This window comes from Ascidiaceihabitans sp. (genome assembly GCF_039986515.1).
Classification (GTDB): domain Bacteria; phylum Pseudomonadota; class Alphaproteobacteria; order Rhodobacterales; family Rhodobacteraceae; genus Ascidiaceihabitans.
In genome coordinates this window covers 25919-46643 of sequence record NZ_JBDWQO010000014.1, presented here as the reverse complement: position 1 = coordinate 46643, position 20725 = coordinate 25919, and the positions used below count along the sequence as shown (strand labels likewise).

Genomic DNA, 20725 nt, shown 5'->3' with positions numbered 1-20725 from the left:
TAATGAAGTCCCGGGTTGAGGTCGGAACAGGGTTGGGGTATGCGCACAGCCTTTCTAAGCGGGGATGATTGGGCATGGCGCACGACTGGGCAGGCAAAACGCTTGGCATCGACTTTGGCACCTCGAACTCTGCAGCAGGGGTGGCTGTCGCTGGTAAGCCCTATCTCATCCCGATAGAACAAGGGGCGCCGACGCTGCCAACATCGGTGTTTTTCGGTGTGGGGGCATCGCAGATGTCCATGGGGTCAGCCGCCAATCGCGCGTTGATCGCGGGCGAAGAAGGTCGGTACATGCGGGCGCTAAAAAGCGTTTTAGGCACATCATTGATGGGTGAAATGCGCATGTTCCTTGGCGAGAAGATGAATTTCTACGATATCATTGGCGCTTTTCTGAGCCAGGTGAAATCCCGTGCGGAAGCGCAATGCCACCAGACTTTTGATTATGTGCTGTCGGGGCGTCCTGTGCGGTTCCACTCGGCGGACGAAGACCGGAATGCGCGTGCAGAGGCCGATCTGGTTGAGTGTTACATGCGGGCGGGTTTCAAGGATCTGCGGTTCTTGGTTGAACCGGAAGCGGCGGCTTTGGCGTCGGGTGTGCCGCGCGGGCCGGGCCTGTCGTTGATTGTGGATATTGGCGGTGGTACTTCGGATTTTTGCGTGTTCCGCATGGCAGACGGCATCGAGGTTCTGGCCAATTCGGGCATCCGCATGGGTGGGACGAACTTTGATAAACGCCTTAGTCTGGACCATGTTATGCCGCTGCTGGGCAAAGGGGCTTTGATCCGCAACGAGATGGGCAAAGGCGCAATGGCGACGCCGAATTCACTGTTTCAAAAGCTGGCAACATGGGAACAAATTCCGTTCCTGTATGCGGGTGATGTCAAACGTGATGTGGCCAAGATGGTGCGGTTGGCGGTTGAGCCAAAGCCGATGGAGCGATTATTCGAAGTGTTGGATATGGAGCTTGGCCATGAAGTGGCATTCGCCGTTGAAGCGGGCAAAATCCGGTCCAACGAAGAAGATGCCCAGATCAACCTAAGCATTGTCGAGAAAGGGCTTGGTGCACCATTGACGCAAACTGGAATGCAGGCGTCGTTGGCCAAAGAGGTCGCAGACATCAAGCAAGGTGCGTTGGATACATTAACCATGGCAGGGTGCATGCCTGAAGACATCGTGCGCGTTGTGTTTGTCGGTGGTTCAAGCCTGTTGCGCCCGGTGCAAAACGCCTTGGCAGAGGCATGCCCAAAGGCTGAACTGGACTACCGCGACGCCTTTACCGCGGTGGTGGACGGGTTGGCGCTGGGCAGCGCCGACCCGATGCGTTTTGGACGTCAGCCTGCAGCGTAACCGATGGACTGCAGCGCCACTTTGATCTCGTCCAGAATGGCAGGATCGTCGATGGTTGCGGGCATCTTGAAGGGTGTGTTGTCCGCAATATTCACCATGGTGCCACGCAGGATTTTGCCTGACCGTGTTTTGGGCAACCGGTCGACCACCACTGCCAATTTGAAGGCGGCCACTGGTCCGATTTGATCCCGGATGCGTTTGACACACTCTGCCACAACCTCTGCGTGATCGCGTTTGGATGCGGTGTTCAGGCACAAGAATCCAACGGGCATTTGCCCCTTCAGTTGGTCTGTGACCCCGATCACCGCACATTCGGCAACATCTTTGTGACCTGCAAGGACTTCCTCCATGCCGCCAGTGGACAGACGGTGTCCCGCCACGTTGATCACATCATCCGTTCGCGCCATGATATACAGGTAGCCTTCTTCGTCGATCATGCCCGCGTCACCGGTTTCATAGTAGCCGGGGAAGGCGTGCAGGTAGCTTTTCTTGAAACGCTCAGGCGCGTTCCAAAGCGTTGGCAATGTGCCCGGTGGCAGGGGCAGTTTCACCACGATCGCGCCTAATTCGCCTGCAGGCACAGGATGGCCTGCGTCATCCAGAATTTGCACGTCATAGCCGGGCATTGGCACAGTGGGCGATCCGATTTTTACAGGCAAAGCTTCCAGTCCGGCGGGATTGCCCGCGATGGTGTAGCCGGTTTCGGTTTGCCACCAGTGGTCATAGACAGGTTTGCCCAGCAATTCCTGTGCCCATTCGATTGTATCGGGGTCGGCGCGTTCACCTGCAAGGTACAGGGCACGCAAGCCGGACAGGTCGAAATTGGCCGCCAGTTTGCCTTCGGGATCATCCCGTTTGACGGCACGAATAGCTGTGGGGGCGGTAAAGAAACTGCGGACGTTGTGTTCGGAAATGACTCGCCAGAACGTGGAGGCATCGGGTGTGCCAACAGGTTTGCCTTCAAACACCACGGTGGTGTTGCCCGCGATCAGGGGGGCGTAGCAGATGTAGCTGTGCCCCACGACCCAGCCCACATCGGATGCCGCCCAAAACACGTCACCGGGATCAACGTCGTAGATGTTCTTCATTGTCCAGTTCAGCGCCACAAGATGGCCTGCGGTCGGACGCACAACCCCCTTTGGGGCCCCTGTCGTGCCGGACGTATAAAGGATGTAGGCAGGGTGGGTGCCTTCGACCGGGACACAAGGCGCGGGGGTGGTGCCTTGCTGGAAATCATACCAATCGACGTCATTTGTGCCCAATTCGCATGGGTTTTCTTCACGTTGCAAAATCATGGTAAATTCTGGCGTGTGGTCTGCCAATTCAATTGCGCCATCAATCAGGGGTTTGTAAGCGACAACGCGGTTTGGCTCCAGCCCACAGGAGGCGGCGATGATCGCTTTCGGGGTGCAGTCGTCGATACGCACAGCCAGTTCATTGGCAGCAAACCCGCCAAAAACCACCGAATGCACCGCACCTATGCGGGCGCAGGCCAACATGGCTTCCAGTGCTTCGGGCACCATGGGCATATAGATGATGACGCGGTCGCCTTTGGTGACGCCTTTTGCGGCAAGGCCACCTGCAAGGGCTGCGACCCGTGTTTGCAATTCTGCGTAGGTGGTGGTGGATTTGCGGCCCGTGATCGGGCTGTCGTAGATAATGGCTGCTTGGTCTGCGCGCCCGTTTTCAACATGGCGGTCCACGGCATTATAGCATGTGTTCACACGCGTATCCGCGAACCACTCATAGATGTGTTCGCCACGATCAAACAGCGCCTGTGTCGGGGGCACATCCCAGTCGATGGCCTCGGCAGCCTTCAGCCAATAACTTTCGGGATCTTGTAAAGACGCTGTGTATTCCGCGTGATAACCCATTGTGTTCCTCCTCCACTTAATCCGTGCAGTGTTAAGAGGGGCGCAAGGGCGGAGCAAGCTTGTTGCGCTAACAGAGGCATTTTGGAGTGAACGAGTTTTCAAACCGCAGGGGTCGGTTTGAAAATTAGTTTAACAACGCAGCACCAAGAGGCCGACGCCTTACCCGTAGTGGTCGACAGGGGTGCCTGCGATCGCTGACATGTTCAACAAACCGCGTGCCGTAATCGAAGGGGAAACAATATGCGCACGATTGCCCATGCCCATCAGGATTGGACCAACCTCAAGCCCGCCCCCTTTCATTTTCAAAATGTTACGCACCCCTGACGCGGCATCCGCGTTGGCAAAGACAAGAACGTTGGCCGCGCCATCCATGCGACCGTCTGGCATGATGCGCTGACGCAGTTCGGGATCGAGGGCCGTGTCGATGTTCATTTCACCTTCATAGCAGAAGTCACGCGGGCTTGCGTCCAGATGGGCGATGGCTTCGCGCATACGGGCACCTGACCCGCCCGGCTGGTTGCCAAACTGGGATTGTGTGCACAAGGCGATGCGCGGTTCCAGCCCGAAGCGACGCACGTGACGGGCCGCACCCTCGACGATTTCCGCAAGCTCGGACGCAGAGGGTTCCATGTGCACATGGGTGTCGGCAATAAACAGTGGCCCGTCTTCCAGGATCATCATCGACAAGGCACCCACAGGATGCAGTCCTTTGCGCCCTAAAATCTGGGTCAGATAATTCATGTGCCAGCGGAATTCGCCAAAAGTGCCGCAAATCAGACTGTCGGCTTCGTCGCGTTGCACCATGACTGCGCCAATGGCTGTGGTGTTGGTGCGCATAACGGCGCGGGCCAAATCCGGCGTGACACCCCGGCGCGACATTAGACTGTGATAGGTGCCCCAATAATCGCGGTAGCGCGGGTCGTTTTCCGGGTTCACCAGATCAACATGTTCGTTCAATTTAAAGGTCAGGCCCGCGCGTTCGATGCGCTTTTCAATGACATCGGGACGGCCGATCAGGATGGGGCGTTCTGTGGTTTCTTCCAGCATCGCTTGGGCTGCGCGCAAGACGCGTTCATCTTCGCCTTCTGCAAACACGATGCGGCGCGACTTGGCGCGGGCGGCCTCAAAGACTGGACGCATCAAGAGGGCTGACTTGAAAACAGAACCGTCCAGTTTTTCTTTGTAAGCTTCCAGGTCGACGATGGGGCGCTGGGCCACTCCGGTTTCCATTGCGGCTTTTGCTACGGCAGAGCTGACAATGCCCACAAGACGCGGATCAAAGGGTTTCGGGATAAGATAATCCGGCCCAAAGGTCAGTTGTTCGCCTCGGTAAGCAGCTGCAGCTTCGGCCGACGTCGTTTCACGCGCCAGTGCTGCGATCCCTTCGATGCAGGCCAGTTGCATCTCGTCGTTGATGGTTGTTGCGCCAACGTCCAACGCGCCGCGGAAGATAAATGGGAAACACAGTACGTTGTTGACTTGGTTGGGGAAATCACTGCGGCCTGTGGCGATAATTGCATCAGGGGCCACGGCACGGGCATCATCGGGCAGGATTTCAGGGGTCGGGTTGGCAAGGGCAAAAACGATGGGTTGCGCTGTCATTTGCGCGACGTGTTCCGGTTTGAGAACGCCGGGGCCTGACAGGCCAAGAAACATGTCTGCCCCTGCAATAACATCATCCAATGTGCGTTTGTCGGTGGCTTGCGCGAATTCCGACTTTGCGGGGTTCATGTCGATTTCGCGCCCCTCGTATACAAGGCCATGAATGTCACACAGCCAGACATTTTCGCGTTTGACGCCAAGCTTTAGCAACATATTCAGGCAGGCGATGCCGGCGGCGCCCCCGCCTGTGGATACGATTTTTATGTCCTCGAATTTTTTTCCTGCAACGTGCAACGCGTTGGTCGCTGCGGCGCCGACCACGATGGCGGTGCCATGTTGATCGTCATGGAAAACGGGAATGCCCATGCGTTCGCGGCACAGTTTTTCGACGATAAAACAATCGGGGGCTTTGATATCTTCCAGATTGATCGCGCCAAAGGATGGTTCAAGCGCACAGACGATGTCGGCCAGCCTTTCGGGGTCGGTTTCATCCACCTCAATGTCAAAGCAATCAATGGCAGCGAATTTTTTGAACAAAACCGCCTTGCCTTCCATCACGGGCTTGGAGGCCAACGCGCCGATGTTGCCCAATCCCAAAACAGCCGTTCCATTGGACACCACCGCAACCAAATTGCCACGTGATGTGTAGCGGGCTGCGTTGGCGGGGTCTTCTTTGATTTCAAGACAGGCTTCTGCCACGCCAGGGGAATAGGCACGTGCCAGATCGCGGCCATTTGCCAAGGGTTTGGTTGCTCTGATCTCAAGCTTCCCGGGGCGCGGAAATTCGTGATAATCTAGTGCGGCTTGGCGTAGATTTGGCGTGTCGCTCATCGGGGTCTCCGGGGTGTTTGAGATTTAGTTTAGTATTAAACTATTTTTGTGGCGGGGCCAACCTACTTTGATTTCAACGCAAAAATTGGTAACGATGGTTGCGTCGGCGCACGCCGTCGCGCAATGTCGGTGCCATGACAATGATACATGCAGAACTGTGTTTGCCCACAACCGACTTGCGCGGTGATATCGCCTTTTTCACCAAGAGTTTGGGGATGCAAATGGATATGATTTATCCGGCAGATGACCCAAGCGTGGCTGTGTTTTCCGGTCACGGTGTGGCTGTTCGTTTGGACGCGGGGCTGACGGCCAGTGCGGGTCGGATGATGATACGAACCGACGATGTTGCCGGTTTCGCAGCGGGTGAGGCGCAACTGACCAGTCCGGGCGGCACCGTGGTTGAGATAACAGAATTGCACCCGCCGCTGGTGTTGCCGCAAACTGTGCATTCCTTTGTGGTGCGCCGTTTGGCGGATCAAGCGCCATGGGTGATCGGACGCGCGGGCATGCACTACCGTGATCTGATCCCCGACCGATTGGGTGGCTCTATCATTGCGTCGCATATTCGTATTCCTGATGGAGGTCCGGTGCCGGACATGGTGCACTACCATAGGGTCGGTTTTCAGTTAATTTTCTGTTACCGCGGATGGGTGGATCTTGTGTACGAAGACCAAGGTGAACCGTTTCGGTTGCATGCGGGCAACTGTGTGATCCAACCCCCTGAAATCCGTCACCGTGTTTTGTTTGCGTCCGACAACATCGAAGTGATCGAAATTGGTGTGCCAGCCGAACACGTCACAAGCATCGACCATGAGATGGAATTGCCCAACGGTCCGGCCAATCCGACCCGTATGTTTCAGGGGCAACGGTTTGTGCATCATAAAGCAGAAGACGCCACATGGGCACCGTTTCGTGTTCCGGGACTTCAAAGCCGAGACACTGAAATTGCCGACCATACCCAGGGGGTTGCGGGCGTTCATGTGGTGCGTTTGGCGACGGGCGATGTGCCATGGTCCCAACACGCCAGTGACATTTTGTTCACCTTTGTAATGGAAGGACGTGTGACGCTGGAAGGCGAAGGGCGCGATCCGTACATGTTGGAACCGGGGGACGCGTTTGTTGTGCCGCCCGGCATGCGGACGCGCCTTGTGGGTGCGACAGACGATCTGGAGCTGCTTGAAGTATCATTGCCGGGTGTTTTTTCGACGACCGTAGGATAATAATAAAACCGATGTGGTGAATTGCCTGATGCCTTGGGGATTTGCGCAATTCAGGCAAGCGTCCCCTTGCAAATCGGATGCCATAGGCACATGAATACGGATCAATGGTTTTGGGCGCACTGGGGGTGAAAATGTCGTTAAGGGAAGCTGCAAAAGCTGTTCGGCTGAACGCACACGCGCCTTATTCGCAATTCAAGGTCGGCGCTGCAATCCGGTCCACTTCTGGCGCAATCTATGTGGGCTGCAATGTAGAAAACGTGGCCTATCCTGAAGGCACCTGCGCGGAAGCGGGTGCGATCGCTGCAATGGTCGCGGCAGGTGAGACAGCAATATCAGAGGCTTACGTGATCGCAGGGGCTGCCTTGCCCGTGACGCCATGTGGTGGGTGTCGTCAGAAGCTAGCTGAATTCGGGGATGGCGCGGTGCCGGTTACAATGGCAACCACGCAAGGTGTGGAACAGGTCATGACCTTGGCAGAGCTGTTGCCAGGCACCTTTTCCGCGTCGCATATGGAAGAGTAAAACAATGAGTGATTTTTCTGCGCAAAGCGTGATTGCAAAACTGCGTCAACGCCAGACCCCCAACCGCGACGCTATGGCGTGGTTTGCGCAGGGCTTGGCGGATGGAACGGTCAGTGATGCGCAGGCTGGTGCCTTTGCTATGGCGGTCTGCTTGAACGGTTTGGGCGATGTGGGGCGTGTTGCCTTGACGATGGCCATGCGCGACAGCGGCGATGTGTTGTCTTGGGATCTGAATGGTCCAGTTTTGGACAAGCATTCCACAGGCGGCGTGGGCGATTGCGTCAGCCTGGTTCTGGCGCCTGCTTTGGCAGCTTGTGGTGCATTTGTGCCAATGATTTCTGGCCGTGGTTTGGGCCACACCGGCGGTACATTGGACAAGCTTGAGGCCATCCCGGGCCTCAGCACCCAACTGTCTGAACGACGGTTTCGTGACACGGTCACCAAAGCCGGCTGCGCCATTGTCGGTGCCACTGCTGACATCGCACCTGCCGACAAGCGGCTTTATGCTGTGCGCGATGTGACGGCCACCGTTGAAAGTATGGATTTGATAACGGCGTCGATCCTGTCCAAAAAACTGGCGGCTGGGCTGGATGGTCTGGTTTTGGACGTCAAGACGGGGTCAGGTGCCTTTATGAAGGACATCGGGCAGGCCCGCGAATTGGCGGAAGCCCTGACCAAAACAGCGAATGCCGCGGGCTGTCGTACAACTGCCATCATCAGCGATATGAGCCAACCTTTGGTGCCCTCATTGGGCAATGCCTTGGAGGTTGCGGAAATCATGCGCGTTTTGACCTGCGGCAAAGGGCAGGGGCCAATTGTGGATGTTTGTGCGGCTTTGGGTGGGGTTTTGCTGGCCAATGCCAAGCTGGCCAGCGACGTGCAATCTGGTGCAGAGGCTATTGTCGCGGCCATTCGGGATGGTCGTGCCGCTGAGCGGTTCGGCCAAATGGTGGCCTCTATGGGAGGACCCGTGCAGTTCACTGAAAATTGGGCGCGTTTCCTGCCTGAAGCCACAGTGATCCGCGAAGTCACCGCCAAACAAAACGGCTATGTCAGCGGGATGGACGCTGAAGGTTTGGGCCATGCTGTTGTGGCCTTGGGGGGCGGACGCCGTGTGGAAACCGACAAGGTCAACTGGGCCGTCGGGTTTTCGGATGTCATACGCTTGGGCGCAAAAGTGACACGTGGGCAACCTTTGGGCGTGGTCCACGCAGGCCGTTCGGATCAAGCGGATGCCGCCGAACATGCGTTGCGCAAAGCGATCGAAATAGGGCCGAAACCTGCCGTCATTCCCGAACTGATCCAAGAGCGTATCGGCTGATGGCACGCGCGTTTCTGGTGGTGATCGATTCAGTTGGTATCGGTGGCGCGCCGGACGCGGGTGCATTTTTTAATGGCGACTTGCCGGACACAGGCGCGAACACCGTTGGCCATATTGCGCAAGCCTGTGCGCAAGGTGATGCCGATGTGGGGCGCAGCGGACCTTTGCATGTGCCTTGTCTGGACGCTTTGGGCTTGGGAGCGGCCGTGACCTTGGCATCCGGTTTGTCCGCACCGGGGTTGGGCTGCAAGCCGGTTGGGGCGTGGGGCGCTGCCACGGAGACGTCAAATGGCAAAGACACGCCATCGGGTCATTGGGAATTGGCCGGATTGCCTGTGCCCTGGGATTGGCATTACTTCCCGGAGGCATCCCCGGCATTCCCGCCTCATGTCACGCAGACTGTGTGTGACATTGCTGGCGTAGAGGGCATTTTGTGCAACGCGCATGGGTCAGGTACGCAGGTTCTGGAGCAATACGGCGCGGCCCACATTCAAAGCGGGCAGCCGATTTGCTACACCAGTGCAGACAGCGTGTTCCAAATCGCGGCGCATGAAGAGCATTTCGGGTTGGATCGGTTGTTGGATCTTTGCGTGCGGGTGGCCCCTGTGTTGCACGAAATGAAAGTGGGGCGCGTGATTGCGCGGCCTTTTGTGGGGCAAGCTGGCGCTTTCGAGCGTACTCAGAACCGGCGTGATTTCGCGATTGTGCCACCAGGTCCCATTTTGACCAATCGGGTTCAGAACGCCGGTCATAAAGTGTACGGGGTCGGCAAGGTCGGTGACATTTTTTCGATGCAGGGTTTTGACGAGGTGCGCAAAGGCAGTGATGCCACGCTGATGCAGCACTTGGCTGATCTGGTTGCCGAGGCGTGCGATGGCAGTTTGACCTTTGCCAATTTTGTTGAATTCGACAGTCTGTTTGGGCATCGCCGTGATGTCGCCGGCTACGCCCGCCATCTTGAATGGTTTGACATGGCCCTTGGGCAGATTTTGCCCAAGTTGCAGCCAGATGACATTTTGATTGTGACAGCTGACCATGGCAACGACCCAACCTGGGCGGGAACAGATCACACCCGCGAACGTGTGCCGGTTCTGGTGCATGGTCTGGGACCGCGTGAATTGGGCCATATGGGCTTTGTCGATGTGGCGGGTTTGGTCGCGGATCACTTGGGTGTTGCCTGAATGAGCGCCTGATCGGCGCACACCAAAACTTGAATGGGGGCGTTGCCCCCAAACCCCCAGGATATTTGTCGCGAAAAGAAGAAGTGTCGAAGTGTCTTGTGTGTCGCGCGGCGACTTGGCACAACGGCTTTGCATAAGGAGCCAAACCATGTCTGACCATCTTACCGTTGTCGATCACCCGCTTGTTCAACACAAGTTGACGATTATGCGCGACAAGCAAACCCCGACTGCTGTGTTTCGCCAGCTGCTGCGTGAGATTTCGCAGCTTTTGGCCTACGAAGTGACACGTGGGTTGCCCATGACAACCAAGCGTATCGACACACCGATGCAAGCCATGGACGCGCCGACGCTTGATGGTAAAAAACTGGCTTTGATTTCGATATTGCGTGCGGGGAACGGTTTGCTTGATGGTGTTCTTGAGCTTATTCCGTCAGCACGCGTCGGCTTTGTTGGTTTGTACCGCGACGAAGAAACCCTGCAACCTGTGCAGTATTACTTTAAGGTTCCCGATGCGATGGAAGACCGTTTGGTGATTGCTGTTGACCCAATGCTGGCGACGGGAAACAGTTCTGTCGCAGCCATCGACCTTTTGAAACAGTCTGGTGCCACCAACATCCGGTTTTTGTGCCTTCTTGCAGCTCCAGAAGGAATTGCCCGTATGAAAGAGGCACATCCCGACGTCCCGATTGTCACAGCCGCGGTGGATGCGCGTTTGAATGACGTGGGCTACATCGTGCCGGGGCTGGGCGACGCTGGCGATCGGATGTTTGGCACCAAGTAAACTGTGTGAAATCCGCCTTCACGGCCTCTATGTCCCTAGACTCGCGGGTGGAACTGGGGCATTTTGCTGCCATATCTTGTGGGGGCGCAGATGAAACTTACCAGAATTATAGCGACAACTGCCATTGTCGCGGCCATGATGGCCCAAGCCGGACATTCGCAAAGCTTGCGTAATGCAGACGAACCAGCGGAGTTTCCGCCGGCCAGCTACAAAGGCACGCAATATGTCGACAGCCGTGGGTGCGTCTATATCCGCGCGGGTATCAGCGGCAACGTGTCGTGGGTTCCGCGTGTATCGCGTGACCGCAAACAGCTTTGTGGGCAAAACCCGACATCCGTTCGTCGTACGGCCGCGGCCTCTGCACCGGCTGTAAAACCACCGGTTCAGATCACTCTTGATCCGCCAAAAACTCAAGCTGCTGCACCTGCACCCGCTTTGAAAAAACCGGTCCCGAAGAAAAAAGCCCGCGTTCAAGCGCCTGCGAAAACCGTTAAGGTGGCCCGCGTTAAAAAGCGTGTCAAAACGACTGCGCCTAAGCCTGTCGTGCGTCGGGTTCAGCAGCGTGCACCGGTTGTTGTGGCCCAAGTTGCACCACCAAAGCCTGTTGTCGCGCCAAAACCAGCGCCTGTTCGCCGCACTGTACCGGCTGCTGTGCAACGTGGTGGCAATTGCGGTGTGACATCGCTTAGCCGCAAGTACATCAATTCCAGCAGCAAACTGCCTGTGCGCTGTGGCCCGCAAGCTGGCCGTATCGTCGGTGTGCAGGGGGGGCAAACCGCTGCTACTGTTGTGACCCGTCGTGCGGGTGTGGTCAGCCAACCTGCGCAACCGCGTCGTATCACATCTGTGCCTCAGGGGATCGCGACTGGCGGAACCGTGAACAGTGGCACACGCATCGTGCCGCGCCATGTCCATGTGCAGCGTCAAAACACCCAAAAGACGTCCGTTCCGAACGGATATCGCACTGTATGGGAAGATGATCGATTGAACCCCAAACGCGCGGAGCAATCTGTCGGCGGTGTTTTGGCAACGAACTACCTGTGGACGAATACAGTGCCGCGCCGTCTGATCAACGCGAACACGCGCCGAGATGTCACTGGCTCTGTGCCACTGATCTATCCTTACACCGATATGGCGACACAACAACGCGAATTGGGCACGGTGTCTATTGTGCGTCGGGATGGACAAGTTTTGAAGCGGATCGTGCGCAACAAACAATCCTCGCGTACGCCGATTGCACGTCAACCTGTTGTGTCGACCCGGTCCGCGCCAGTTGCAAAGCCAAAGGCCGCGCCGCAGGCTGGTCGTTACGTTCAGGTTGGGACATTCGGCCAAGCAGGCAATGCACAAGCGACGGCACAGCGGCTGAAAGCCATGGGTCTGCCCGTGCGCGTTGGGAAATTCACACGTGGCAGCAAAACCTATCGTCTTGTGTTGGCGGGGCCGTTTTCCCGTGATGCGTCGCGGGCTTTGGCCCAAGTGCGCCGTGCGGGCTATTCGGATGCATTCTTGCGCAAGTAACGGGTCACTTCGTGGCAAAAGTATCAAAGCACGGTTGCATTGCGGCCGTGCTTTTTTCGTGTGTTGGATAAGGGATCAACTGCCGCAGATGGCTTGAAGGCGCAGCCAGTCCGCATCGCGCAAGAGTGGCTTGGGGTCAGCATTGCGCATCGGGTCTGCTTCTATCAGCGGCAATGTTTCTTCACCGGTGATGTCGCGTGCATAGGCATACGGAGAACTGCGAATTTCAGCGGATGCAAAGGCGGCCAGCAGGGCCACGTCGTCCACGGGGGGACGCGGTGCTTGTAATATGCGTTCGGCGTGTGCGTCTAATGTCGTGGATGGTAGATTTCCGGTGGTCAACAAGCTGATGCTGGCGCGCATACCTGCCTGAGACAAAAGGGTTTCCAGCGGATCATGTGTCTGGATGCGTAGGGTTTCTGCCAAAATGTAGCCAGCCGCCACGTCGGGTTCTTCAAAGCCTTCGACGAGACCGCGATGCAAAAGGATTTTTCCGCCAGGCAATGACAGGCTGTCGTTTAGTCCGCTGCGCAAGATCACCAAGTTCTCGGTATTCGTTCGCAAGCCCAGCGTTTTTAAACCGGGGCCTGCCCCGGCGGATCTGCAGGGCTGTCCTGTCACCCGCTGGATACGGCGCAACAAATCTTCGCCGATCTGGGCGCGTATGACCGTTGGCACCACGTCCAGTGCGTGTTGTGTCAAAGCACCGGGCAGCCACAGGGTAACACCCGCAACCACGGCTGAAACCGACAACGCAGCCCCCAACCAGCGCAAGCGTCCGGGGCGGGGCCGGGCCTTGGCCACTGCACGGCGCAGTTGATCAATAGCGTCGATCATATCGGCTTCGTCTGCGGCCAGATCCAAAGTTTCGCCGGGATCTCCGTCGGGATGGAATGTAGCGGGTGCATTGCCAGTGGTGCTGCGTTCCACTGCGGCCAAAGACCAATGCGTGATGGCTTTGTCTGTGAGATCCTTGATGACGAGGGTCGCGTTCCCGATGGACACCACAACTTCGCGTCGCTGGTCCTGCGGCGTGGCCCGCCACAGCCCTGTGGCTTCCAAACGGTCATATTTGGTCAGGGCGGTCATCGTCTGCTCAGTTTTTGCTGTTGTTGAGCACGCAGCCTAACACCTGTTGTGGCATCTATCAAAGTGTCCGCGCGTGATTGCGCAATTCAAATTTCTGGATTTTCCCCGTCGATGTCTTGGGAAGCTCTTGAAAGATGACCAGTTTTGGCGCTTTGAACCCAGCCAACGTCTCGCGGGCGAAAGCGATCATTTGCGCGGCGTCGCCTGTGCACCCCTCTTTCAATTCAACAAAGGCGCAGGGCACTTCGCCCCATTTGTCGTCCGGTTTTGCGACAACAGCGGCCAATGACACGTCAGGATGGCCCATCAAAACGCCTTCCACTTCTACAGAGCTGATATTTTCGCCGCCCGAGATAATGATGTCTTTGGCGCGGTCCGCGATCTGGATGTAGCCGTCGGGATGCTGGATAGCGAGGTCTTCGGAATGGAAGTACCCCCCTTGAAAGGCCTTGGCTGTGGCGTCCGGGTTCTTGAGGTAGCCTTTCATGACAGAGTTCCCCCGCATCACGATTTCGCCTTGATCGGTACTGTCCATCCTGACCTGACCCATGGTCTCATCCACAACGGTGATATGTTCCATCATTGGCATGGCAACACCTTGGCGGGCCTTTATGGCGGCTTTGTCGGACTGGTCCAATGCGTCCCATTCTTCTGATTTCCAGACACATTCGGTGACGTGCCCGTAGGTTTCTGTCAGCCCGTAGACTTGGGTGACGTTAAAGCCCAAGGCCTCGATCTTGCCCAATGTGGCCGGGGCGGGGGGGGCACCTGCCGTGAAAACTTCGACTTGGTGGTGGAACTCGCGCCGTTCTGCTTCATCTGCGTTGACAATCATATTCAACACGATGGGGGCCCCGCCAAAATGGGTGACGCCTTCGTCGGCGATGGCTGCATAAATTGCATCAGCGCTGATGTCGCGGCAGCATACCAAAGTGCCACCGATCAAGGGCATCATCCATGTGTGGTTCCAGCCGTTGCAATGAAACAAGGGTACGATGGCCATAAAGACCGGATGCAAGACCATGCGCCATGAAATGACGGTGCCCATTGTCATCATATATGCGCCGCGGTGATGATACACGACGCCTTTGGGGCGGCCCGTGGTGCCGGAAGTATAGTTCAGGGCAAGGCTTTCCCATTCATCTTCGGGCATGATCCAAGCAAAGTTCGGATCGGCCAGCGTCAGGATATCTTCGTAAACCGGATGGCGTCCCGAAGCGGGCCAGCCGTTGGCAGCGTCCGCAACCTCGATCAGAATCGGGGCGTTCCCGTCCATTTGTGCGACGGCGGCTTCTGCCAATGGCATGAATTGCGGGTCAGCTAAAACAACTTTGGCTTCGCCGTGGTCGAAAATATACGCAACAGTATCGACATCAAGTCGGGTGTTGATCGTGTTCAGGACTGCGCCACAGGCGGGCACCCCGAAATGGGCTTCGGCCTGCGCGGGCAGATTGGGAATAAGGGTCGCCACGACGTCGCCCGGGGTGACGCCCATCGATACCAAAGCAGAGGCCAGACGCGTGCACCGGTCATAATACTGTGCATATGTGACACGGTGATCGCCATAAATCACAGCGGGGCGTCCGGCAAAAACATGTGCGGCGCGCCGCAAATGCGACAAAGGCGTCAGCGGTACATAATTGGCGGCACATTTGTCCAAACCAGTTTCATCGTTCATCCAGCCCATTTGCGATCTCCCCTTCGCGTTGATCTTACTTGAATTGCCAAAAAAAGAGGATATTGCAAGTGGGTCTTACCCCAAATGAAAGAGACTGCCATGTCTGCGGCCGCTTCCCCGACCAAACCGCTTGCTGCTGCGGGCTGTATGATCGGCGCCATGGCGTTGTTGGGGTTCGTCGACAACTACATTGCAACCATCGCTTTGGAAATTTCGGTTTGGCAGTTTTTGTCGGTGCGGGCCGTGATGGCCGTGTCGTTGATTGCGGCGCTTTCGATGTTGGGCTTGGGATCAATCTGGCCGCGACGCTGGTGGGCGGTCGGCTTGCGATCTATGTTGGTTGCAGTGGGTATGTTGCTTTATTTCGGGTCGCTTGCGTTTATGCCGATCGCGCAATCCTTGGCAGGGTTGTTTACCGCGCCGATCTTTGTCCTGCTTCTGACGGTTTTGGTGCTGAAACAAACCATCGGACCTTGGCGCGTGTTGGCTGTGGTCGTCGGGTTTTCGGGGATTTTACTGGTACTGGGTGTACAGCAGGGGGCCCCGGGGTGGATCATGCTGATGCCGGTGGCTGGCGGGCTCTTTTATGCCATAGGGTCTTTGGTGACACGTATTTTGTGCGCTGAAGAAAGTACATTGTCCATGTTGGCGGGGATAATGACGTCGCAAGGTGTCATTGGTGTATGCGTTTTGATCGGGTTGGCGATTATCGACCCTGCCGTTCCGGAAGGGACCCAAGGCTTTTTATTGCGGGGATGGGTTTGGCCAATTCTCTCGGTATTTCCCTTTATCGTGCTGCAAGCCGTCGTATCGGTGGCCGGTGTATTTTTGTTGACCCGCGCATATCAGTGGGGTGAGGCCAGTCAGGTTTCTGTGCTGGAATATTCAATCATGATTTTCGGGCCGTTCTTTGGGTGGGCCTTGATGGGGCAGGTGATCACACCGTTGATGATTGTAGGCATTGCTTTGATTATGGTGGCTGGTGGCATCATCGCCGTCCGGTCCAAATAGGTGGGTCGTTCAGATTTTGCCCTGTTGACCGCTCAAAGCACTTGGGGCTGGCTGCGGCTGCTATAGACTGTGTTTTATGATCATCTCTTATGGCCGAAAATATGTGTTTGTTCATGCCCCCAAAACGGGGGGGACTTCGATGGCTTTGGCCTTGGAAGATCGGGCAATGAAAGATGACATTATGTTGGGTGACACGCCAAAGGCATTAAAGCGCCGGCGCAAGTTGACCCATGTGAAGACGCAAGGCCGCCTTTGGAAACACGCGACTTTAGCGGATGTGGGTGGGCTTTTGCCACTGCGCGATATTGACGGGATGTTCGTTTTCACAATGGTCAGAAATCCGTGGGATCGCATGGTAAGCTACTACCATTGGCTTCGCGATCAGCGCTTTGATCACCCTGCGGTGTCTTTAGCGGGGCAGGTTGATTTCAAGAATTTTGCGCAATCGGATTTGATTGCGGCGTCAATGGCTGCAAACCCTGCGCATCGCTATGTCACGGATATCACGGGAACAGATCGGTGTAGTCTCTACATCAGATTAGAATATTTTGTGCAAGATGCACGCCCCTTAATGGATCATTTGGGATTTGACCTTGAACTGCCGCACCAAAACAAGTCGCAAAGATCTGTTCACTACCAGGACTACTATGATGATGCGACGCGAAAGGCCGTGGCAGGGGCTTGTGCAGATGACATCGAACAATTCGGATATCGTTTTGATCAATGACAATCAGCTGCTGATCCTAGGATGCTTCTTTCTGGGCAATACCCGCCAGTAAATTGTGCAAATCCGTGAGGGGAAGAGGTGTGCCAAAGTAGAAACCTTGCACATAGGCACATCCCGCATCTTCTAAAAAAACTAACTCTTCTTCGACTTCCGTGCCCTCGGCAAGAACCGGAATTTGCAAAGCATCCCCGATCAGCATTGTGGCTTTGGCAATCGCTGCGCGTTTTGGGTTTATGTGGATTTCCTGCACAAAACTTCTGTCCATTTTGATTTTGTCGAATGGAAAAGACTGCAGGGTACTCAGAGATGAATACCCGGTTCCGAAATCGTCCATCGCGATCCGTAGCCCCATTGCCTTCAACCTGTGCATCACACGCAATGTGTGGTTTTCGTCGTCGATTATGCTGGCTTCGGTGATTTCCAGTTCCAGTCGTTCGGGTGCCAGTCGTGTTTCGAACAAAATGTCCGAAACGCTTTCAATGAACGAGGGTTGTACCAGTTGTTGGGGTGCCACGTTTACTGCAATGGATAAAGGAATAGGCCATTGCACAGCTTCTTCGCACGCGGTGCGCAACACCCACAGCCCAATATCGCGGATCAACCCGGTTTCTTCGGCAATTGGAATGAATTCCACAGGCGACACCCTTCCGCGAGTTGGATGGTTCCAACGCAATAGCACTTCGAACCCGATCAGGTCGCGCGAGGGCAGTTTATTTTGTTTTTGATACACCAGTTCCAATTCCCCACGGGCAGCGGCCTGGCGGAGGTCCGTTTGGATTTCGAGCCGTGCGCGTGATTGTTTTTGCATGTCGGCATCAAAAATCTGCACGTTCACGTCGGGGTTTGCTTTGGCATAAAACATCGCAATGCCGGAGTTCTGCAAAAGAGTGTCCATGTCGCGCCCGTCTTGTAAACTGGAGGACACGCCCATGGATGACGTCACAAGAATGGGATTGTCGCCCACGTTCAAAGGTTCTTTTAAATAGGCCGATATGCGGTCCGCCATTGAGGTGACTTGACCCATTCGGCGGAACCCACGCGATACTATAACGAATTCATCGCCGCCTGCACGGAACAATGTGTCTTCATGCTGCAGCTCTTCGCCGATGCGTTGGGCAATTTTCGACAAAACTATGTCGCCGGATGCTGTGCCGTATAGTTCGTTGATATGTTTGAATGCGTCAATGTTCACTGTGTACACAGCAACATGGTCCGCGAGACCGCCTTTCAGCGCTGTTGTCCAGTTTTCCAAGGCGAGATGCAAAGCATGACGGTTTGGCAAATTTGTCAAAATGTCTTTCATCGCAGCAGATTGCATCTGCTGGTTCGCATGTTGTGACAGACCCTGTTCGATATTGAGGGCCGCATACCCCATGATAAAGATAAAAAGCGCAACCAGAATGACGATCAGCCCCAGAATATGATCAGAAAACACTTGATCCGGAACGTCATAAAGCGGGCTTAGGGATATAGAAAACGCACCCATGCCGACAAAGTGCATGGTGCAGATACCCAATACCATCGCGGTAATACCTCCGGCCGTGCAATAGCGCGTCCAAGGGTAAGCGATACGGTGGTAGGTGATCGCACCAAAGCCTGCGCCCAGGCATATGGACACAAAAACGGTTGTCGCATGCCAGTCCAATGTACCTGGCAGCACATAGGCTGACATTCCGACGTAATGCATGGCGCTGACAGTTATGCCGAACATGATGCCTGCAAAAACAAACCGCGTTCGTGTTTTCATGTATGCCATTGTGAAATTTGCACCCAGGGCGCCAAGTACCGCGATCACCAGGGAAACCGCTGTCAAAATCGGTTCATATGCGTGGGGAAGGCCAGGGTCGTAGGCGACCATGGCGATGAAGTGTGTGGCCCAGATCGTAGCCCCGGTCATTGCACCTGCCATGGCGACCTGAATGGTTCTAATTTTGTGTTTCACAATCAGAACACGGCGCAAAAGAGTGACCGATAGTGAGGAGCCGACCACACACACAATGGCCGCCACAGCGACAAGCCAGAAAGAGTGTTCTTGTGTCAGACATTCGATAACGCGGTACATGCACCAGCCCGAAGAATTAGCAGATCCTCATCGTGATAGGGGTAAGAGGTAAATGAACGGTTCAGGCCATCAAACCTTTGCGCACATTCGGTGTACAACAAAGCCAGGTCTTCACGGGAAGTGGGTGCGTTTTCCACTTTGGGTCGTGGAAATACAGATAATTTGTTTCAAATTGATGATCAATAATAGGCGACCCTAATGAACTGTTCTGGAATGTCGAAACAATGCCCCAATTCGGCCCAATTGCCGACCCATCGGCGTCATGCGAATCGCAACATCTGTCCTCACTGCTTCACATGCGCCGCCGCTGCAAACTTAGGCGCTTTATACCACGGGGATGGACACAATGTTTGGATGGAAAAACAAAGCCAACGGAATGCCGCAGCGGATGGTCGAAAAGACCGGCGCATATGATGGCGGTATCTACAACGCCACAACGCACGGATTGCTGAGCGGGACACGCGTCGCCTCCAATCTTGGCTGGCGATCCGTTGACGCCATCGAAATCGGTGATTCAGTTTTGACATTTGATCATGGCATGCAACAGGTGACTGACATTCGTCGCAGCACCTTGTGGGTGGATGCAACAGCGGTTCCAATACATATGTGGCCTGTGTTCGTGCCAGCGGGCGCACTGGGGAACCGCGTTGACATGACCGTTTTGCCAGAACAAGGCATCTTGATCGAAAGCGAAGCGGCGGTTGACCAGCACGGCGACCCATTTGCAGTTGTGCCGATCAACGCATTGGCTGGTGTGCGCGGCATAAAGCGCCAACCCCCGGTGCAACGACTGGAAGTCATTACACTTTTCTTTGCTTCGGAACAGGTCATCTACACGGAGGGGTCATTGTTGTGTCACTGCCCCCGCGCCCATCTTTCGTTGACTGACATGGTCGCAGGGTTGCAGCAGCCCTATGATGTTTTGTCTGGAACCGATGCGTCTTTTTTATCGGAATGCATCGTCGTCGAAGATCATTTCGCCGCTCATGAATTCGGCATTGCCTGCTGATCCCCATTTGACCAAGCGCTGAATAGTTGGCGCCATGGTCATCCCTTCTCTGCATCCGGCCGCCGGTCAGACCGGGCTCCACCCCCAATGCTGGAGTGGGTCGGATGCAGGGACAAAATGCATGTAAAGCACTGTGACAATACCGGCCATTTGGCTTGTGCCAAACCTGCGATCTTGTGACGGGGTTCAAATCAACTAACATGATTGGCACTGATACTTCGACGTTCGGTGTAGGCCTTTCAGAACTGGCGCTGGTGAAGGCCAGCACGGACACCTAGGATAGGGCCTTTATGCAATTGAATAAAAGGATCGCCCCATGACGGAAATCGAGTATTTCTATTCCGCGCACTCAGCTTTCGCTTATATCGGCTCTTCAAGATTGATGGAGATTTGTGCAAAATACGGCGCGTCATTGGTGCACAGGCCCATTGCGCTATCGCCAGTTGTTGAGGCGGCGGGAGGATTGTCTTTTGCAGGGCGTACGCGACCGCATGTGGATTACTATTTCGGCCGCGAAATCGAACGCTGGTCTGAATTTCGCAACGTCTCAATCATAAACCATCGCCCGACCTACCACGACAATGCGCTGGATCTGTCGAATGGCATGATAATCGCATCCATACCCTTGGATGTGGACACCGACGCGTTGGCACATGCAATTTTGCAAGCGCATTGGCGGGACGATATTGATCTTGCGGATGTGGGGGCATTGATGGACGTGGCGCAGGATCTTGGACTAGATGGGCGGGCATTGCTGGACGCGGCGCAGGGGGACGACGTTCGCAGTCAACATGAGGCTAACACACAAGAAGCGATCGCGCGAAACGTCTTTGGGTCACCGACATATTTCGTGGGCGGGGACATGTTTTACGGGCAAGACCATCTGGAATTGGTCGCGCGCGCATTGGAAAAACCATTCGAGCCGAATGCGTTTCGAAATCCGGAATAAGA

Annotated in this window: 16 protein-coding genes; 11 read left to right on the top strand and 5 right to left on the bottom strand. The window is 55.6% G+C overall.

Annotation, left to right across the window (positions count from 1 at the left end):
• Window positions 1-74 precede the first annotated feature (74 nt).
• Window positions 75-1346 (top strand): Hsp70 family protein, encoded by a 1272-nt coding sequence (locus ABJL60_RS12545; RefSeq protein ID WP_348375821.1) that lies wholly within the window; start codon window positions 75-77, stop codon window positions 1344-1346.
• Here the strand turns inward: ABJL60_RS12545 and ABJL60_RS12540 are convergent.
• Together ABJL60_RS12540 and ABJL60_RS12535 are read right to left on the bottom strand one after the other, a co-directional pair.
• Window positions 1331-3220 (bottom strand): AMP-binding protein, encoded by a 1890-nt coding sequence (locus ABJL60_RS12540; protein WP_348375820.1) that lies wholly within the window; start codon window positions 3218-3220, stop codon window positions 1331-1333. The genes ABJL60_RS12545 and ABJL60_RS12540 overlap by 16 nt on opposite strands.
• Before the next feature lie 159 nt (window positions 3221-3379).
• Window positions 3380-5653, bottom strand: coding sequence for an NADP-dependent malic enzyme (locus ABJL60_RS12535; RefSeq protein WP_348375819.1), 2274 nt, complete (start codon window positions 5651-5653; stop codon window positions 3380-3382).
• Between the two features lie 134 nt (window positions 5654-5787).
• On the opposite strand from ABJL60_RS12535, the gene ABJL60_RS12530 reads away from it, so the two are divergent.
• From ABJL60_RS12530 to ABJL60_RS12505, 6 genes are all read left to right on the top strand, one after another.
• Complete coding sequence (locus ABJL60_RS12530; protein WP_348375818.1) at window positions 5788-6873, top strand: cupin domain-containing protein; 1086 nt, start codon at window positions 5788-5790, stop codon at window positions 6871-6873.
• Between the two features lie 131 nt (window positions 6874-7004).
• Window positions 7005-7394, top strand: coding sequence for a cytidine deaminase (locus ABJL60_RS12525; RefSeq protein ID WP_348289125.1), 390 nt, complete (start codon window positions 7005-7007; stop codon window positions 7392-7394).
• A 4-nt stretch (window positions 7395-7398) separates the two neighbouring features.
• Window positions 7399-8715: a thymidine phosphorylase gene (locus ABJL60_RS12520; RefSeq protein WP_348289027.1), complete on the top strand. Its 1317-nt coding sequence runs from the start codon at window positions 7399-7401 to the stop codon at window positions 8713-8715.
• A complete protein-coding gene (locus ABJL60_RS12515) occupies window positions 8715-9896 on the top strand; it encodes a phosphopentomutase (protein ID WP_348375817.1) in 1182 nt (393 codons plus the stop codon). Before ABJL60_RS12520 ends, ABJL60_RS12515 begins: the two co-directional genes overlap by 1 nt.
• A gap of 148 nt (window positions 9897-10044) precedes the next feature.
• Complete coding sequence (gene upp / locus ABJL60_RS12510; RefSeq protein WP_348289022.1) at window positions 10045-10677, top strand: uracil phosphoribosyltransferase; 633 nt, start codon at window positions 10045-10047, stop codon at window positions 10675-10677.
• A 90-nt stretch (window positions 10678-10767) separates the two neighbouring features.
• The gene (locus tag ABJL60_RS12505; protein ID WP_348375816.1) at window positions 10768-12198 is read left to right on the top strand and encodes an SPOR domain-containing protein; all 1431 of its coding nucleotides are present in this window, start codon (window positions 10768-10770) and stop codon (window positions 12196-12198) included.
• 75 nt (window positions 12199-12273) lie between these two features.
• Here the strand turns inward: ABJL60_RS12505 and ABJL60_RS12500 are convergent, their stop codons facing one another.
• Both ABJL60_RS12500 and ABJL60_RS12495 read right to left on the bottom strand, forming a co-directional pair.
• Window positions 12274-13287, bottom strand: coding sequence for a hypothetical protein (locus tag ABJL60_RS12500; protein WP_348375815.1), 1014 nt, complete (start codon window positions 13285-13287; stop codon window positions 12274-12276).
• A gap of 58 nt (window positions 13288-13345) precedes the next feature.
• On the bottom strand, window positions 13346-14974 hold the full coding sequence (locus ABJL60_RS12495; protein ID WP_348289015.1) for an AMP-binding protein: 1629 nt from the start codon (window positions 14972-14974) through the stop codon (window positions 13346-13348).
• A gap of 90 nt (window positions 14975-15064) precedes the next feature.
• On the opposite strand from ABJL60_RS12495, the gene ABJL60_RS12490 reads away from it, so the two are divergent.
• Window positions 15065-15976, top strand: coding sequence for a DMT family transporter (locus tag ABJL60_RS12490; protein WP_348375814.1), 912 nt, complete (start codon window positions 15065-15067; stop codon window positions 15974-15976).
• Between the two features lie 76 nt (window positions 15977-16052).
• Entirely contained in the window at window positions 16053-16703 is a 651-nt protein-coding gene (locus tag ABJL60_RS12485) for a sulfotransferase family 2 domain-containing protein (protein WP_348375813.1), read from the top strand.
• Between the two features lie 16 nt (window positions 16704-16719).
• Here the strand turns inward: ABJL60_RS12485 and ABJL60_RS12480 are convergent, their stop codons facing one another.
• Window positions 16720-18765: an EAL domain-containing protein gene (locus ABJL60_RS12480; RefSeq protein ID WP_348375812.1), complete on the bottom strand. Its 2046-nt coding sequence runs from the start codon at window positions 18763-18765 to the stop codon at window positions 16720-16722.
• Window positions 18766-19111: 346 nt separating this feature from the next.
• On the opposite strand from ABJL60_RS12480, the gene ABJL60_RS12475 reads away from it, so the two are divergent.
• Both ABJL60_RS12475 and ABJL60_RS12470 read left to right on the top strand, forming a co-directional pair.
• Window positions 19112-19774 (top strand): Hint domain-containing protein, encoded by a 663-nt coding sequence (locus ABJL60_RS12475; protein WP_348375811.1) that lies wholly within the window; start codon window positions 19112-19114, stop codon window positions 19772-19774.
• A 316-nt stretch (window positions 19775-20090) separates the two neighbouring features.
• Window positions 20091-20723: a 2-hydroxychromene-2-carboxylate isomerase gene (locus tag ABJL60_RS12470; RefSeq protein ID WP_348289001.1), complete on the top strand. Its 633-nt coding sequence runs from the start codon at window positions 20091-20093 to the stop codon at window positions 20721-20723.
• Window positions 20724-20725 lie beyond the last annotated feature (2 nt).